The sequence below is a fragment of the Ferruginibacter sp. genome, from assembly GCF_031430955.1.
Taxonomy (GTDB): Bacteria; Bacteroidota; Bacteroidia; order Chitinophagales; family Chitinophagaceae; genus Ferruginibacter.
The window spans coordinates 1-18,595 of sequence record NZ_JANPCM010000717.1 but is presented as its reverse complement, the minus strand read 5'-3'; the positions used below and the strand labels follow the sequence as shown (position 1 = coordinate 18,595).

14 protein-coding genes are annotated in these 18,595 nt (G+C 36.7%); 11 read left to right on the top strand and 3 right to left on the bottom strand.

The genetic code is table 11. The features are described from left to right. Window positions 1–41: 41 nt before the first annotated feature. Window positions 42–1,349: a porin gene (locus tag ACY65O_RS20520; protein WP_462222726.1), complete on the bottom strand. Its 1,308-nt coding sequence runs from the start codon at window positions 1,347–1,349 to the stop codon at window positions 42–44. Window positions 1,350–1,475: 126 nt separating this feature from the next. On the opposite strand from ACY65O_RS20520, the gene ACY65O_RS20515 reads away from it, so the two are divergent. From ACY65O_RS20515 to ACY65O_RS20470, 10 genes are all read left to right on the top strand, one after another. Beyond that, complete coding sequence (locus ACY65O_RS20515; protein WP_462222725.1) at window positions 1,476–2,126, top strand: DUF47 domain-containing protein; 651 nt, start codon at window positions 1,476–1,478, stop codon at window positions 2,124–2,126. A gap of 81 nt (window positions 2,127–2,207) precedes the next feature. Continuing rightward, a complete protein-coding gene (locus tag ACY65O_RS20510; RefSeq protein ID WP_462222724.1) occupies window positions 2,208–3,920 on the top strand; it encodes an anion permease in 1,713 nt (570 codons plus the stop codon). 94 nt (window positions 3,921–4,014) lie between these two features. After that, window positions 4,015–4,230 carry a hypothetical protein gene (locus ACY65O_RS20505; RefSeq protein WP_462222723.1) on the top strand — a complete coding sequence of 72 codons (216 nt, stop codon included), beginning with the start codon at window positions 4,015–4,017 and terminating at the stop codon, window positions 4,228–4,230. Continuing rightward, window positions 4,217–4,588, top strand: coding sequence for a PIN domain-containing protein (locus ACY65O_RS20500; protein ID WP_462222722.1), 372 nt, complete (start codon window positions 4,217–4,219; stop codon window positions 4,586–4,588). The genes ACY65O_RS20505 and ACY65O_RS20500 overlap by 14 nt, the downstream gene beginning before the upstream one ends. A 7-nt stretch (window positions 4,589–4,595) precedes the next feature. Next, window positions 4,596–5,651, top strand: coding sequence for a UDP-glucose 4-epimerase GalE (gene galE, locus ACY65O_RS20495; RefSeq protein ID WP_462222721.1), 1,056 nt, complete (start codon window positions 4,596–4,598; stop codon window positions 5,649–5,651). 92 nt (window positions 5,652–5,743) lie between these two features. Beyond that, window positions 5,744–6,502, top strand: a complete 759-nt coding sequence (locus tag ACY65O_RS20490; RefSeq protein WP_462222720.1) for a polysaccharide deacetylase family protein — start codon at window positions 5,744–5,746, stop codon at window positions 6,500–6,502. Window positions 6,503–6,634: 132 nt separating this feature from the next. Further along, entirely contained in the window at window positions 6,635–7,588 is a 954-nt protein-coding gene (locus tag ACY65O_RS20485) for a transketolase family protein (RefSeq protein WP_462222719.1), read from the top strand. A gap of 71 nt (window positions 7,589–7,659) precedes the next feature. Next, window positions 7,660–8,211, top strand: a complete 552-nt coding sequence (locus ACY65O_RS20480) for an RNA polymerase sigma factor (protein WP_462222718.1) — start codon at window positions 7,660–7,662, stop codon at window positions 8,209–8,211. A gap of 33 nt (window positions 8,212–8,244) precedes the next feature. Next, the gene (locus ACY65O_RS20475) at window positions 8,245–9,117 is read left to right on the top strand and encodes a hypothetical protein (RefSeq protein WP_462222717.1); all 873 of its coding nucleotides are present in this window, start codon (window positions 8,245–8,247) and stop codon (window positions 9,115–9,117) included. 11 nt (window positions 9,118–9,128) lie between these two features. Then, on the top strand, window positions 9,129–9,542 hold the full coding sequence (locus ACY65O_RS20470; RefSeq protein ID WP_462222716.1) for a hypothetical protein: 414 nt from the start codon (window positions 9,129–9,131) through the stop codon (window positions 9,540–9,542). 133 nt (window positions 9,543–9,675) lie between these two features. Here ACY65O_RS20470 and ACY65O_RS20465 read toward each other — a convergent pair whose 3' ends face one another. Together ACY65O_RS20465 and atpA are read right to left on the bottom strand one after the other, a co-directional pair. Further along, the gene (locus ACY65O_RS20465; RefSeq protein WP_462222715.1) at window positions 9,676–12,720 is read right to left on the bottom strand and encodes a T9SS type A sorting domain-containing protein; all 3,045 of its coding nucleotides are present in this window, start codon (window positions 12,718–12,720) and stop codon (window positions 9,676–9,678) included. Window positions 12,721–12,908: 188 nt separating this feature from the next. Further along, window positions 12,909–14,486: a F0F1 ATP synthase subunit alpha gene (gene atpA / locus ACY65O_RS20460; RefSeq protein ID WP_462222714.1), complete on the bottom strand. Its 1,578-nt coding sequence runs from the start codon at window positions 14,484–14,486 to the stop codon at window positions 12,909–12,911. A gap of 533 nt (window positions 14,487–15,019) precedes the next feature. On the opposite strand from atpA, the gene ACY65O_RS20455 reads away from it, so the two are divergent. Then, the coding region (locus ACY65O_RS20455) for a beta strand repeat-containing protein (RefSeq protein ID WP_462222713.1) at window positions 15,020–18,595 on the top strand (3,576 nt) is incomplete at its 3' end.

Here is an 18,595-nt window from a genome sequence, read left to right as displayed (position 1 = left end):
TGAAAAAGCAGCCTGTTTTAGTTCATTAAATATTTTTTCTTTTAAAATCTAAACTGAAGCCTGCAGGTAAACACATTGTCTTTTACATCACTGGTAAAATTGGTTAATTGTGTTTTTTCATTTGTTACTTTTGCGTAGTATAAAACAAGCTTAACATTATCTGTAAGATAATTTACATAACCAAAGCCTAGTGTGCTGTACTTTATATTTGCAGCTGTAAAATTACTCCCGGCAGCACCAATTTCATTGCCTTTTACATCAGTATTAGGGTCGTACCAATCATACTTTATCAGGAGCTGATTTTTTGTATTAAAAATATGCTGCAACAAATAAAAATATGCACCGTTAAAATGGCGAATATGAAATCCATCTGCGCCGGAAATTAAAGCCACGGGGGTTTCGGAATTATTAATGGTGCCTGTTTGTGTGCCTGTTACAAATTCGCCCCTTATTTCTGTGGTAAGCCCTTTGTTATTTTTAAATTTCACTTGTGTGTTTGCTCCGTAATATTCTCTTGGCGATGTTTTGTTGGTATTGGTTACAGCTGAATCCACAACAACTTTTTTTACTCCTGCCAACTGGCTGGTGGAATAAACATACTTTGTATTTTGCATTATGCCACCATATAAAACTGAAGCTCCTGCAGAAAATGTAATTTTTTTACTTAATGGGTAAGATTTAAGTGCTATGTTGCCAATAATATCTTTTGTGTTGTCAAAATCGCCGGTTGCATTAATTCCCTGCCCGTTAAAAACTCCAAAATCTGCTTTAAGGTATTTTAATTTTGCACCCTTTTGTCTTGCATCTAGGCTCACCATTGCTCCTAAATCTCTTTCGCTTTTCATAAGCAGCTGGCTCATCCTGCCTCTCTCGGGGCTTTCTCTGTCACTGCTGCTCAGGTTAACTTCGTAACCAAAAGGGCGTGCAAACATTCCTGTTGTTAAAGAAAATAATTTATATTTATTTTCAAATATCCGGCCCCACACATCCCTTACAGTAAACCCCCGTTCATTAGCATCAAACTGAAAAACAATTTGCACACTGGGCTTTTTGCCTTCTGCAAAATGTACATAATCTATACGTACCCTGCTTCTTCTTAACATAAACCTGTTGTTTACATTAGCCGCAAAATCTCCACCTTCAAAGCTTTTTATGCCTTTACTTTCTGCTATTTGAAATTGAGGTTGTATATAGCCTCCGATTTTAAGATGATCGAACTTTTTATACATCGCAAGTAAACCTCTGCCGGTTTCTTTGCTGGTATCCACCATATCCATTAAATACTGAGCTTGCAGTATTTGGCACAATAAAACCGTTACAACCAGTAATGGCAGTTTTTTCTTAAGCATAAAAACAAATTTTGCCGCAAAGGAATAACAATTTAGTGTTACCCCTGTGTTAAGAAATCATTATCATTTTAAAACTCCTTTATTCTTTTAGCCTAATACCTAACCTTTGCGGCAAAATTTATAACTATGGCTGGCATAAACTCAATTTTAAAAATCTTTTTACCTAAAGACAGGGTGTTTTTTCAACTATTTGAAAGTGTTGCAGATGTATTGGTAAAAATGGGAGAAAAACTTAAAGAAGTAGTAAACGAACCTGATTTTGATGGCAGGGCAAAACTGATAAAGGAGCTGGAAGATATGGAGCATGTAAATGACGATTATACGCACCAGATTTTTACAGAATTGGGAAAGAATTTTATTACACCATTCGACAGAGAAGATATTCACTACCTGGCTTCGGCGTTAGATGATATTGCTGATTACATTTATGCATCCGCAAAAAAAATAAATTTTTACAGGGTAAACCCCAACGATACCGGCATACATAAAATGGCCGAAATAATTGCACAAGGCTGTGTTGCTGTACACGACGCTGTTACCGAATTGCGTAACATGAAAAATATGCGCCGCATTACCGATGCTTTAGTTGCAATTAACAGTATTGAAAACCAGGGCGATGATATTTTTGATATGAGTATTGAACGTTTATTTGCAGAGGAGCCTGATGCAAAGGAAGTAATTAAGAAAAGAGAAATTTACCAGGTAATGGAAATAGTTACTGATAAATGCGAAGATGCTGCAAATGTAATTGAGAGTATAATTGTGAAATACGCTTAATGCAATTTGTAAATTCAAAACCGTGAAAATACTTGCATTCAACATACTTGCATATTTGCTCATTAGCACATTTTTAAATTTATGACTTTAGTAATAGTAATTATAGCACTGGCATTAATATTCGATTACATCAATGGTTTTCATGATGCTGCTAACTCAATAGCCACGGTAGTTTCCACCAAAGTGCTTACACCTTTTCAAGCCGTAGTTTGGGCAGCAATTTTTAACTGTGTAGCGTATTTTATTTTTAAAGATCATGCTGTTGCCAATACAATAAGTAAAACTGTAAGTAAAGAATTTATAACACTGCCGGTAATTCTTTCCGGCCTTATAGCTGCAATTTTCTGGAACTTATTAACTTGGTGGTATGGCATCCCTTCCTCCTCCTCCCACACTTTAATTGGGGGGTTTGCAGGTGCTGCAATTGCTCATGCCTTGTCAATAAAAGGAATGGGGTACAGCTGGGGCAAAATCGTAGAATCTGATATTATTTTTAATACTGTTATTTTTATTTTTCTGGCACCACTTATAGGTATGTGTATTTCCATCTTTATTACAATAGTAACCATAATGCGAAACATTTGGGCTAGAATAGGAATAATTGCATTGGTTACTTTTTTAACCGTTTTGCTTTTCGATAAATTTGAAACCAGTAAAATGGAAGAAAACCTTGAAAAATTTTTGAAAGTTGATAAGTATAAAAAAGAAGTGAGCGATGCTTTGGCTAAAAAAGAAGCTAACCCCAATGATACTGCAGCTATAAAAGCGTATAATGTTGGTAAAGATAAATTGGATAAAGCTATGCCCAATTTTAATAAGATAAATGCACTGGTTGATAATTTTGATAAGGTTGGTGCAAAAGGTGTAGCAAAACAAGCAGCAGACAGCGGATGGTTAAAAGATATTGAAGCCAGCAGGTTAAAAGATGATATACGCAATGCAAATGACTTTCTTGTATTGGAAGCTAAGGCTACCAGCGATGAAAAAATAAAAGCAGAATATAATATTGCAAAAGACGCAACAGAAAAATATAAAGACCCTTTAAAAAAATATTTTAATAAAGAAATTTCTGCTGATAGCACTTTAATAGTGATAAATTCTATTTATCCAATAAAAGAAGAGAATAAAGAAAAAGTAAAAAAGAAAATTGAAGGCTTTAGTATTGAAAAAGCCCTGGCAAAAGATGTAGATAAAGCTGATAACAGCATGATAGTTTGGGGTATTGTTTGTACTTCAATATTATTTTGCTTAGTTTATTTATATGTTGAAAAAATAAGAACCCCCACGGCTTTTAAAGTTGCCAACATGTTTAAAAAATTACAGCTGTTCAGTTCTGCTGCATTTAGTATTGGCCATGGTGGTAACGATGCACAAAAAGTAATGGGTATAATTGGCGCAGCATTAATTGCCCAGGGCACTATTCAAAACTTCTCTGATTTGCCTAACTGGGTTCCTATAGCCTGTTATTTAGCAATAGGCCTGGGCACAATGAGCGGTGGGTGGAAGATTGTAAAAACAATGGGAACAAAAATTACAAAAGTTACTCCACTGGAAGGTGTAGCCGCAGAAACAGCAGGTGCATTTACTTTATTTTTTACAGGGCAAATGGGTATTCCGGTTTCTACCACACACACCATTACTGGTTCAATTATTGGTGTGGGTGCTACAAAAAGATTAAGTGCGGTACGCTGGGGTGTTACCATAAACCTTATTTGGGCCTGGATACTTACTATTCCGGTAAGTGGCTTGCTTGCTGCAGGAGTGTACTATGTAGTTTCTTTTTTTATGAAATAATTCGTTAAATACTTTCTTTACAAAATCATCTGTTATGGATGATTTTTTTGTTTAAGGTGTTTGATAATATGTAAATTTGTAAAAACACCACATTATGGAAGCTATAAAAGCAATAGCTAAAAGAACTAAAACCGGTAAATATAAAATTGAATTACCAATTACAAACGATGCTGCTGAGGTGGAAGTAATGGTAATTGTGCAACAGGAAAAAATAAAAAGCAAAAAGACACTGGCAGATTTTGCAGAGAAAATGAAAAGTAATATTGACTGGGGTTCTTACCAAAAAAAGATAAGAAATGAGTGGAAATAAAATATTGCTTGATACAAATGCTGTTGGTGCTTATCTCGACAATGAAAAATTTGCAAAAAATTATTTAAAAAATAATCTGACAATTGGTATCTCTGTTATCACCCAAATTGAATTTTTAAGTAACCCCGAAGTTACAACTAAAAATAAATTCCTATTTGATGAGTTTATTGAACTGGTGGAAATTTATCCTGTAGCAAGGGAAAATAAAATTTTACTTTTGCAAACTATTGCTGTACACAAAAAATATAAGCTTAAACTTCTGGATGCAATAATTGCAGCAACTGCAATAGTAAATAATGCCACTCTGTTTAGTGCAGATGATATATTTGCTAAAATATACAACCTGAATTTGAATTAATTAAAACATGAATAAAATATTAGTAACTGGTGGCTGCGGCTACATTGGCTCTCACACAATTGTTGATCTGGTGCAAAACGGGTTTGAAGTTATTTGTGCAGATAACAATTCCCGTAGTAATGAAGCCATACTAAGTGGAGTAGAAAAAATTATCAATAAAAAAGTAAAAAACTATAAAGTTGATCTTTGTAATTACGATGATACCTATGCTATTTTTCAGGAAAATACTGATATAAAAGGTATCATTCACTTTGCAGCCTATAAATCAGTTGGCGAATCAGTTGAAAAACCCTTGATGTATTTCGAAAATAATTTAAACTCCCTTATCAATATTTTAAAATGTGCCGAGGAATTTAATGTGCCTCATTTTGTTTTCTCCTCTTCCTGCACTGTGTATGGCAACCCTGATGAAATGATTGTAACAGAGGAAACACCTCAAAAACCAGCAGAATCACCTTATGGTGCTACCAAACAAATGGGCGAACAAATTGTATCCGAAACTGTAAAAAGTAATTCGCTGAATGCTATTTTACTCCGGTACTTTAATCCTGTAGGTGCTCATCCATCTATAAATATCGGTGAATTGCCTATAGGCAAACCAGCAAACCTGGTGCCTGCAATTACTCAAACCGCCATTGGTAAATTACCCACGATGCAGGTATTTGGAACAGATTACAATACAAAAGATGGCAGTTGTGTACGTGATTATATACATGTGTGTGATATTGCACATGCACATATTTTAGCTTTAAATTATCTTATTGATAAAAAAAACACCACCAGTTGCGAAATATTTAATTTAGGTACTGGCAATGGCTATACTGTATTAGAAGTTATTGCAGCTTTTGAAAAAATAAGTGGTTTAAAACTTAATTATCAAACCGGCCCACGCCGTTCCGGCGATGTAATAGCCATATATGCTAATAATAATAAAGCAAAATCTCATCTTGGCTGGCAACCTCAATATAAGCTGAATGATATGATGGACACTGCCTGGAAATGGGAATTAAAATTAAAAAATGATCAAAATATTTTTACAATACAAAAAACAGGGTTGAATTAATTTTTCTATTATCTTCGCTACTCCCCCAAAGTCCCCAACCCCCCTGAACCATTATCCTCTTTAAAAGCGCCTGATAAAAAACTATTTATTTTATGGCAAAAAAAGTTGTTAGGGCATTTTGTACCCTTCTGGTAATTATTGGCTTATTTTCCGGGTGTAAAAAATTTGAAAAGCAGGGGCATTTGAAGGAACCTGGTATTGTATTAACTTTTGATGATAATAAAGTTGATAACTGGGTTGACTATTTACCTTTGCTCGACAGTGCCGGCGTTAAGGCAACGTTTTACATTTGTAAATACAATCGCTTTACAAGCGAACAAAAAAATAAACTTTCTATTATTCAAAGTCATGGTCACGAAATTGCGTTTCACACCACTAACCACTATAATATGGAAGACTATGTGTATAAACAAAAACATACCATTGATGAATTAATGCGTTGCGAAGTGGAGGCCGGACTTAAAATGATGAACAGAGATGGATTTTACCCAACAACATTTGCCTATCCTTACGGTGCACACAATGGGGTTTTTGATAAAACACTGATGCGTTATTTTAAAAGTGTAAGGGCGCTTAATGGTACACAGGATTTTTCTAAAAGTATCGTGCCTACACAAAACAATGATGTATTATACGGCCTTGGTATAGATAAAAGCAGTAAACGCAGCGATGCAGATGTTATCAGTGTTTTGCAATCTGCAAAAAATAACAACACCTGTGCTGTTTTTGTGGCGCATGAGATAAATACTGCCAATAAGTATAGTGTAACTTTAGAAAGGCTTTTAAAAATATTTTCTTTTGTAAAAGCCAATAATCTTAAATATTATACCGCTTCACAAATTTCTGATTAATGACAACCGCAGGCCTTTACCTGTAAAATTTACTAAAACAATGTGGGCAACTTTTTAAGTTGCCTTTATTTTCAATCAAATCTTTCTTTTACTTTGCAGCATCTTATAAAAAATTAAAACAGTTTTATTTATATGCTCAGTCAAATTCAGGTTACAGGAAATAAAGATACCCGTAGTGGTTTTGGAGATGGCATTTTAGAAGCAGCAAGAAAAAATCCAAACATTGTTGCTTTAACTGCCGATCTTTTAGGTTCGTTAAAATTGCAGGGATTTATTAAAGAATTTCCTGAGCGTTTTGTTCAATGCGGCATTGCCGAAGCTAATATGATTGGTATTGCAGCAGGGTTAACCATAGGAGGAAAAATTCCTTATACCACCACTTTTGCAAATTTTAGTACAGGAAGGGTGTATGATCAAATACGCCAGAGTGTGGCTTACAGCGTAAAAAATGTAAAAATTTGTGCATCACATGCATGCTTAACATTAGGTGAAGATGGCGCAACCCATCAAATTTTAGAAGATATTGGGTTAATGAAAATGCTGCCAGGTATGACGGTTATTGTACCTGCAGATTATAATCAAACTAAAGCAGCAACACAAGCTATTGCCGATTACGAAGGGCCGGTTTATTTACGTTTTGGCCGCCCTGTTTGGCCCATATTTACAAAAGAAGAAGATTTTGTAATTGGCAAGGCTCAACAACTTTCTCAGGGTACTGATGTTACTATTTTTGCCTGTGGTCATTTGGTTTGGAAAGCTGTTGAAGCTGGAAGAATTTTAGAAGAAAAAGGGATTAGTGTTGAAATAATAAATATCCATACTATTAAACCTTTAGATACAGAAGCTGTACTGGCATCTATTAAAAAAACAAAATGTGCTGTTACTGCCGAAGAGCATAATATTATTGGTGGATTAGGTGATAGTATTGCGCAGGTTGCTGCCAAACATTTTCCTATACCAATTGAATATGTTGGCACTAACGATACTTTTGGCGAAAGCGGTAAACCTACCGAACTGCTGACAAAATATGGATTAGATACTCCGAATATTGTAGCTGCGGCAGAAAAAGTAATGGCAAGAAAATAAAAGGATTAAACTTTTTAATAAAAAACCAATCTTACGGTTGGTTTTTTTATTTTTACTGCCTCAAACCTACTATGGCTACACACTTAGACGACAAAGAACTGCTTATGCAGTTCAGTCAACCTGCCACAAAAGAAAAAGCATTTACCGGTATTATAAAAAAATACCAGGAAAAATTATATTGGCATATACGCCGCATGGTGGTAGAGCATGAAGATGCTAATGATGTGTTGCAAAACATGTTTATTAAAGTTTGGAAAGGCTTAGAAAATTTTAGGGAAGACAGCCAGTTATACACCTGGTTATACCGCATTGCCACCAACGAATCGCTGACTTTTATTGAGCAGCAGAAAAAAAGAAGTACTGCATCGCTGAGCGATGAGGAAAGCAGCCTTAGCAATAAAATAAAAGCCAGCGATTATTTTGATGCCAATAAACTGGAGTGGAAACTGCAGGTAGCCATTCAGCAATTACCCGAAAAACAAAAAGTTGTATTCAGTTTAAGGTACTATGATGAAATGCCATACCAGGAAATGAGCAGGGTTTTAGAAACAAGCGAAGGCGCTCTAAAAGCAAGCTATCATCATGCAGTAAAAAAAATAGAAGAATTTATACTTAATAATTAAACTTTTAGTAAATAACAGCGTCTTAAAACGGTAATGGAAAACGGGATCGACATATTGAATGAATTAAAAGAGCTTAGTCCGCTGTTAGCAGGGTTGGAGAAGGTGAATGTGTTTACTGTACCCATTGGTTATTTTGAAAGGCTGCAAGAAGATATTTTAATGGGTGTAAAAGTAGAGACCGGGGTATTACTTAATTCAATTATCAATCAAACCTCAATGCAGGTGCCGCAGGGTTACTTTGAATCACTTTCAGATAACATTTTAAATAAGATAAAAACAGAAGAAGCAGCAACAGTAAACGAATTATCACCAATGCTGCACAGTATTAAAAACAAAAATACATTTACTGTACCACAAGGTTATTTTGAATCCTTGTCAGCAAATATTTTAGGTAAGATAAAAGAGGGAGAAACCACCGCAAGTGAATTAAAAGAATTATCACCCTTGATTTTCAGTATTCAAAACAAAAATATATTTAATGTACCGCAGGGTTATTTTGAATTATTACCGGATAGAATATTAAATAAGATAAAACCTCAACAGGCCAAAGTAGTTACTATGCAAAAACGTACTGCTGCTATTTTAAAGTATGCTGTGGCAGCGGTTTTTATGGGAGTAATGGCATTGGGGGTTTATAAGTTTACAAATAGCGGAGATATTAAAAAGGTTGTTCCTATAAATTACTCTGGCATAATGAAAACAAATGTGGATGGAGAGCTGGCAACAATATCTGATGACGAAATACTTAGTTTTTTAACTAAAGAAGGTGTGGATGTTGATGCTGCTGTGGCAGCCGCACAAATAGACGATAAATTGGATGCCGGCGAAACGGATACAGATAAGGCAGAAAGCAACGAAATTGATGATTTGCTCAATCAATTAGACGAAAATAAAACAATGAATTAAATTTTACTTCAATGAAAAAAATATTATTTTTTTTAACAATGATGATTGGTTTTTTGGCAGCTAATGCCCAAACGCCTGAGGAAGCTGATGTAAAACAGCAGGAAAAAATACAATCCCTTTACGTGGCTTTTATTACGCAAAAATTGGAATTGAGCTCTGCGGAGGCACAAGTCTTTTGGCCGGTGCATAATGAGTTTGATAAAGAGGTTAAAGCAGTAAATATGAATTTGCCCGAATTGGAAAGAGAACAAAAAATTCTTGATATCAAAAAAAGATACGAACCAAGGTTCAATAAAATTTTGCTTAATCCAAAAAGGGTAGATAAACTTTTCAGGCTAAATGGGGAATTTAGAAAAAAGCTTGTTGAACGTATAAGCAGACAAAGAGCTAATCAGCAAAGGCCTAAGTTGAGAAGAGGTATTTAAGAATCTCACACAATCTATAATAGTAAACTCCCAAATGGGGAGTTTACTATTAGGTAATCAATAATATTAATTTCAAAACAAAATAATAAACCCCCTTTTTGCAAAGAGGGTTTATTATAACTCAATTCATTTTTTATTCTTTCATTACTTTAATGCTGTATATTTTTCCATCAGCCTCTGCCTTTAAAATATAAATCCCCCGGGCTAAATTTTTATTATAATTATCAAAACGGAGTATTGCCGAAACAGGCTGGTAATATTCGTTTACGCCAAGACGCTTTCCTGATAAATCTGTTAAACTTAAAACAACTTTTCCTTTAGGCATTTTTGTAAAACGAATATTTATATAATTTTTAAAAGGATTACTAATTGCAGCTATCATTTGTATTAAGCTGGTATTTTTTATAAGAACCGTATTACTTATTTTGCTGGTACCATTTAAGTCAATCATTTTTAAGCGGTAGTAATTAATCTCGGTTGCCTCTCTGTCTAAATAATTATATCTATTAATTGAAGCAGAGTTACCAGCCGCACCAATGCTGTTTATTTTTCGGTAATTAATTCCATCAACCGATTTTTCAATTTCAAATTCTTTACTGTTTATTTCACTTGCGGTACTCCAGTCTAATAAAACATTGTTTCCTTTAAGATTTCCCGAAAAATTTAATAATGTTACGGGTAAAGGGTTGGTAACTGTAGCTGTCCACATACCATAACCATGTGTACCAATTGCTAAACGGTTATCTACAGGCCGTACTGCTAAACTGGTAACAACGGCATTGCCAATTTCTGCAGCACCTTCCTGTGCCCAGTTTGTATTTGCAGGATTGAGAGCATCAATTGTGGCGGCGTATAATCCTGCAGAGGTACCTACATAATATTCAACAGTATTACCTTTTAAAACAATTGCCGAACTTCTGTAAGAGGGCAAAGTTAAATTGTCCTCAACATTAATCCATGTGGGTGTTGCAGCATTGGCATTACCAGTCCAAAAAACACTTGTAACGCCATAATTAGAAAAAGTTACTAAAACGGTATCATCGTTTCGTGGGTTTACGGCAATGCTGCTAACATAAGCACCTGCAGGAAAACCAGCACCACTAATATCAGCCGGCGCAGTTGCTGCCGCAGTATTAATTGGATCGTTTAATCTGAATAATTTTGCATTGCTGGTGCCAATAAATAAACTGGCAGTAGCAGCGCTGTAATTACCTCTTGTAGTTGCCAAAGCAGAAATATCATTAGCCCCTGCCACAGCAGCTGCAATTCCTGTCATATCAGTCCATGTTGCTGATGTTACTGTTGATGCAGCACCAGTGCGGTATAAAGAATTGTTGTCGGCGAAATAAAGATTTTGTGTATTATCAGGGTCTAATTTGAAAAGAGTGATAAATAAACCTGTACTGCTTGCTGCAGAAGGTGTAATATCTGTTGTAACTCCAAGCCCCGAAGTTGAATTCCTCCTTTCTATGTCGCCTGATTGCGATCCGCAATATTCAAAAGTATTGCCGCTGATTACATCAGATAATCCAACAGAAACGCCATCACCGCTGTAAACCTGTTCAAAATTTATTCCTGCACCTCCGGTATTACGTGTGGTGCCATTATCCTGTGCACCGCCTATTACTTTTGTATTACCACTTCTTGGGTCTAATGCAACATAATAATATTGGTATGTTCTGTATCCGCTGTTAATTGGTGTCCATGCCACAGTTGCAGCCAGATTATTAGTAGTGCGTTGAATGCCTCCATCATTACCGCAAAGCATTGTAATTGTGGAACCGGGTTGAAATGTAATAGAATGAATATCGGAATGAGAATTAAGATAAAGTGCATAACTGGAAGGGCTGTTATACCCACCAATTCTGGTAGTATTTCCTGTAGAGGCAAAGCCATCTGTAGAGCGGTAGATATTTGTGCCGCCTATAAAAACCACATTGGCATTATCGGGTTTAACTGACATAACAAGATCGTAACCACCTTGCACTGCAAACGGATCATTACCTACTAAACAACCAGCTTCATTGGGTAAATTAGTAGTTCTGTCAACCCATGTGGTGGTGGATTGATTCCAAAGAAAAAGTTCTGCTTCTGCAGCACTTGCAGGGCAGCCGTTACTAACTCCATTCCAATAAAGAGCATAAACTAAATTTTCACTACTGGGAGCAATCGCCAAAACAACTCTGCCATAAGCTCCATTAGCATTCCACCCGGCAGGAGTGCCGCCGGGGCCTGCAATACGAGTCCAGCTACCAGAAGCACCAGTTGTTGAAGTCCATACTCCGGGCATATCTGTAGGTGCTGTATTATTTTGTCCTGAAAAAGCTGCATAAAATCTACCTGTTGAAGTAACTGCAATGTCCGTAATCATGGCAGTATTAATACCACCTGCACCTGATGTCAATACATTACTCCAAATTGTTCCTCCGTCTGTAGAACGGTATATACCGTCTAAAGCAGCCATATATACATTACCATTTGTAGGGTCAACTACAATTTTGGTGATACAATCTTCTCTTCTGTCAAAAGTTTCTAAAGCTCCGGTATTGGAGTTTGCCAAACGAACCCATGTTTCACCATTATCAGTTGATTTATAAACACCATTTCCTATGTAAAATGCACCAGCTTCACTTGCAGAATTACCGAGAGCTTCGCCAGTTGTATAATACCAGGTGTCCTGAAAGGTTGGCCTGGGGTCTTGTGCTAAACTCGTTACACTGTAGTGCTGCCCGGTAGGGCTTTTTCTTATCCAGGTTGATCCATTATCAGTAGATTTATAAATACCTCCGCTTACACCTCCTGCTAAAATAATTTGATTGCCTGCACCATTAAAACGAACATCGTATGCAGTTGTACGGGTACGGCCTCCTAAATTATCCGGCCCCTGAAAGGTGTATGCATTTAATAAAGTTGGTGCATTGGCAGGTTGTGATTGGGAAATTTCCCGGGCCTGTGCCATTTCCATTTGCCTGATGCCTTCAGGTATTTTTCCTGTTGCAGGATTTTTTATCATGTTAAACTCATACTCAGTTGCTCCGTTTATATCGTCAAAACGTTTTTGTTCATTTTTTTCAGACTGAACTAATTTACCTGAGTCGGCAGGAGGTGTTTTGCAAGAAAAAAATATTGCAATTGCAATAAATAAGATAAATTTTAGGGGATAAAAATTATTTTTCATGAATAAAAATTGAGAGGGTGCAAAAAATTATTAATCTTGCAGATTATAAAAGATAAAATGCAATATATTTTTTATTAGTATAAAATTACAGAATAACTAAATCAATTCATACATTTTTTTAGTCGCAGACGGGCATAAAAAAACTGGTTCAAAATTTTAACTTTGAACCAGTTCTTTTTTAAATTTATTTATTTATACTGACCGGTTAATCCTTTTGCCAGCTCAGTAACTTTCTTAATCCCGTCATCAGATAAATTTCCTTTTTTGAAATCTGCTAAAATTTCCGGGTATTTATTATCCATTTCCATTAAAAAATGTTCTTCAAAAGCCTTAACATTTTTTACCGCAACTTCTCTTAATAAACCCTGTGTACCCAAGTAGATTATTGCTACTTGTTTCTCAACAGACATCGGTGAGTATTGCAACTGCTTTAATATTTCCACGTTCCTGGCACCTTTATCAATTACATTTTTTGTTGCAGCATCCAAATCGCCACCAAATTTGCTAAATGCTTCAAGTTCCCGGTAAAGCGCCTGGTCTAACTTAAGGGTACCGGCAACTTTTTTCATCGACTTAATTTGAGCGTTACCACCTACACGGCTAACCGAAATTCCCACATTGATTGCAGGACGTATACCGGCGTTGAATAAGTTGCCTTCTAAAAATATCTGTCCGTCGGTAATTGAAATTACGTTAGTAGGTATATATGCAGAAACATCGCCAGCCTGAGTTTCAATAATGGGCAATGCAGTTAATGACCCGCCACCTTTTACTAAATGCTTAATAGATTCTGGTAGATCGTTCATCTGTTTTGCAATATCATCTTTTGAAATAACTTTTGCAGCTCTTTCCAGTAAACGGCTGTGCAAATAGAATACATCACCGGGATATGCTTCACGGCCCGGCGGACGGCGCAATAATAACGATACCTCACGGTAAGCCACAGCCTGTTTTGAAAGATCATCATAAATAATTAAAGCAGGTCTGCCGGTATCTCTAAAAAATTCTCCAATTGCAGCTCCGGCAAATGGTGCGTAAAACTGTAAGGGAGCAGGATCAGAAGCAGAAGCTGCAACAATAGTTGTATAAGCCATTGCTCCGTTTTCTTCTAATGTTTTCATTATTCCGGCAATGGTACTTGCCTTTTGCCCAATGGCAACATATATACAATAAACAGGCTTACCTGCTGCGTAAAATTCTTTTTGGTTGATAATGGTATCAACAGCAATGGCAGTCTTACCTGTTTGACGGTCGCCAATAATTAATTCACGCTGGCCACGTCCAATAGGAATCATCGCATCAATGGCTTTAATACCAGTTTGCAAAGGCTCTTTAACAGGTTCTCTGAAAATTACACCCGGTGCTTTACGCTCTAAAGGCATTTCATATAATTCGCCTTTAAGAGGGCCTTTGCCATCAATTGGTTCGCCTAATGTATTTATGACACGGCCACTCATACCTTCTCCAACTTTTATAGATGCAATTTGGCCGGTACGTTTTACTTTATCGCCTTCTTTAATTTCGCTGCTGTCACCCATCAATACAACACCCACATTATCTTCTTCAAGGTTTAAGGCAATCGCTTTTACACCATTATCAAATTCCACTAATTCGCCACTGCGTACATTATTAAGGCCATATACACGGGCAATTCCATCACCCACCTGTAATACAGTTCCTACTTCTTCCAAACTTGCAGAGGCATTAAAGTTGCTTAATTGCTGACGAAGAATCGCCGAAATTTCGTCAGGTTTAATTTCTACCATAAAATATCAATTAATTGTTTATTATGAGGCTTATTTTTTCAGGGTGCAAAGGTAGGGCGAGATAGTGGGAATGTCAAAAAAATCAAGATAATTATAAAGTTACTTCGCATAAATGCAGCCATTAATTACTTTTTCTTATATCCTTAAAACAAATTGATCCTGTCATAAATTTTCTTTTTGGTACAATTAAGTTTTAATAATGAAAGGGAAATATTTTTTATATTACTAAATATTTTGTTTAGAAAAGAGACTTTGCAAGAAAAAGAGATAACCTTTTGTACAAATTAAATACCATAGTAAAGCTTTTTAATTCTACAATAAAAAAAATCAATAAAAAATTGTTGGTTCAATATCTAAAAAGATGTAATTTTCCATTTCTATTTTTTTAGTAACAATATTTATTTGTTATTTGCAATTTATAGTTCATCCTGATTAATCCTTTTTTAAAACCAAAACTAACTTACCCTTAAAAATTCAGACTGTAAACTATTGGCTTAAACGGATACTAATTACAAAAACTAACAACTATTATTATGAGAAATTTTACCCGACTATTTTTTATTGGGTTCATGATTTTGCTTTTTTCCAATTTTGGGATTGCTCAGCAAAGTCCGAAGTTCACCACCATTGTTGGTAAACTTATCCGAACCACACCCAAGCTTGCCGATATTGATAAAAATTCAATGTACGGAGCTCCAATTATTAAAACAAGAGATGAACATGGTATAATTGGTAGAGATGAGGAAGAGGAAGACGAAGAACGACCAGCAAGAAATAATTTTGCTAGTAAGGTTGCAAAGGACATGGCATTACAAAATAGCACCAGCCCTTCTTCTGCAACAGCATCCTCTGCAGTAATAAATCAAAATTTTGTCGGGTTGTTTGCAACAGGCTTTGCTCCATCTGATAATAATATGGCTGTAGGCCCCAATCACGTTATTCAAATAATAAATCATAGCAGCGGTTCTTTATTTAAAATTTGGAATAAAGCAGGTGTACAAGTACAGGCACAAACAATTTTAAGTACAATCACCGGTATTAGCGGGGCAGGTGATCCTGTTGTAATGTATGATCAAATTGCAGACAGATGGATACTTACAGAATTTTCCGGTGCCAGTATAAATGTTTTAGTTTGGGCAGTTTCAACTACACCAGACCCTACCGGACCTTATAAAATATATTCCTACACATTTCCATATAGTGCAGATTACCCACACTATTCTGTATGGCATAATGCCTATTATGGAATTACTCATGATTTTCAGCCAGGATACGTAGGTAGTTCTATATATGCATTTGACAAGGCTGCAATGATTGCAGGTGCAGCAACTGCAACAGCGGTAAGCTTTAGATTTGATAACAGTGTTGGGCCCAATGTTGCTAACCGTGCTTTTACAATGTTACCTGTACATCAGGAAGGGGCTGCAGTGTCAAACCAAAGTGGTTTATTTACATTCTTTCAGGATGATTCAGATACACCTGATCCATTAGATGTAGACAGTGTATTTACATTTACATATACACCAAATTTTACTACTCCTGCTTTATCGGTTATCAGCCCAATGTCAAGTATTGTATCCGCTCCGTTTAATTCTACTTTGTGCGGCAGCAATGCCTGTATTACCCAAACTGGTGGAGGTGCTGCTATCAGGGGCATCGACGGTCAGTTGATGCATAAAGTTGGATACAGGAATTTTGGAGGCTTTGAATCTATGGTAGCCAATTTTACAACTAATGCTGGTACCGGTATAGGTGGTATTCGCTGGTGGGAATTAAGGCGTACCGGTGGTGCCGGTAACTGGAGTATGTATCAACAGGGCACATACGCCCCTGGTGATGGGAATCACCGCTTTATGGGATCAATAGCGCAAAATGCTTTGGGAGATATTGGTTTAATATTTAACGTTACAGGTCCTGGTACACCAGCTACATTTCCCTCATTTAGATTAACAGGCAGAACAACCTGCGATCCTTTGGGACAAATGACTATTCCTGAAACTTCAATTATTGAAGGAACTGTAATAAATGGAACTAACAGGTATGGCGATTATAATGCTTTACAAACAGACCCCACTGGTAACAGTTTTTGGGGTACAGGTCAATATAATAAGACAGGCTTAGGCACATTTGGAAACTGGGCTACAAGGATGGTTAACTTCTCTATTACAGGCGGAGCTGCTACAATTACAACCCAGCCTGCAAATACATCTGTTTGTGTAGGTACAACTGCAAGCTTTACTGTAGCTGCTACTGGTGGTGCTCCGTTAGGCTATCAATGGCAGGTAAGTACAAATGGTGGAGGTACTTGGACAGATATTCCTGGCGCAACAGGAACAACTTATTCATTTACTGCTGTGGCAGGTGATAATGGTAAGCAGTTTAGGTGTAACGTAACCAGCGCCTGTCCTTTAGTTGCTACCAGCAATGCAGCAACATTAACGATTACCACTTTATCATCAGGAGGAACAATTTCACCAGCAAACACTAACGTTTGTCCTGGTCCAAATTCTACAACGCTTAATTTAACAGGAAGCGTAGGAAATATACTTCAATGGGAATCCTCGATTAATGGAGGTACTACATGGACTGTTATTGCCAATACTACAACAACACTAACAGCCACTAATATTACTCAAACTACCCTGTACAGAGCTTTAGTTCAGAGCAGTGGTTGTTCTGCAGCATATTCTTCTACCGCAACATTAACGTTTATTTCCGCAGGTGTAGGTACGCTAACAATTATCACTGATAATGGTACCACGTTATGTGCAGGTGATCCAACGTTATTAACTGCAGTTGGATTAACTACAAATAGCTTTGCTGCTACCGGTGCAATTACGATACCAGCTGTAGGAACGAGTGGTATAGCATCACCATATCCATCAAATATTACCGTTAGTGGCTTACCAACAGGCGGTGTAACAGTTAAATCGGTTACAATTAATGGAGTTACACATACATTCCCCAGTGATATTGATATTATTTTACAATCACCTACAGGTCAAAATGTAGTGTTAATGTCAGATGCAGGAAGTGGAACAGATGCAACAGGTCAAACTTTTACATTTGACGATGCAGCTGCGGCATTAATGAATACTACGTTTAACCCAACCGGTACTTACAAGCCAACTAATATTGGAGCGGCTGATACATGGATAGCTCCTGGTCCTGGTGCAATAACCCAGGCAACACCAACTTTGGCTTCATTCACAGGAAATCCTAATGGCGTTTGGAAACTATTTGTTGTGGATGATTTGGGTGGTGATGCAGGTGTAATCAGCGGTGGTTTTAGTATTACATTTGCTGCAACTGGAGTTATTCCTGGTCTAACTTATGCTTGGTCTCCGGCTGCTGGTCTAAATGCTACTAATACAAATCCGGTAGCCGCATCACCTAATATAAGCACTACTTATACCGTAGTTGCATCTAACGGAAGTGGATGCTCTGCAACCACATCTATTGCAATCACTATAAATCAACGTCCTGCGGTAACTGCTCAACCTGCTAATGCAACAATATGTGCTGGTTCCGCTGCAACATTTAGTGTTACAGCAACTGGCGCAGGTGTTTCTTACCAATGGCAGGTAAGCACCAATAGTGGTGTTAGTTATACAAATCTTACTAATGCTGTCCCATACTCAGGTGTTGCAACTGCTACATTAACAGTTAACCCGGTAACAACAGCAATGAATAATAATCGTTACCGTTGTGTAATCAGCGGTATATGTGCTCCTGCTGCTACTTCTAATGGTGCTATTTTAACTATAAATGCATTACCTATCATTCCTATAACACCTCCCGGTCCGGTTTGTGGTGGTGTAGCTGGTATTAATGGTACATTGTTAAGTGCAGGTTCATCAGCTCCGCCAATACCGGGCACAGCTACTTTTAGTTCAGGAACAATTAGTGTTGCTGTACCAGATAATACAGCAGCAGGTGTGAGTACTAATTTAAATGTTACAGGTATTCCTGCCAATGCTACAATTACTGGGGTAAGGGTAACATTAAATATGCCGCATACTTATTGTGGTGATATGTTATTCAATCTTAAAGCTCCAAACAATTCAATTTTAGCTTTAGATAAATATTTAGGTGGTACAGGTAACCAG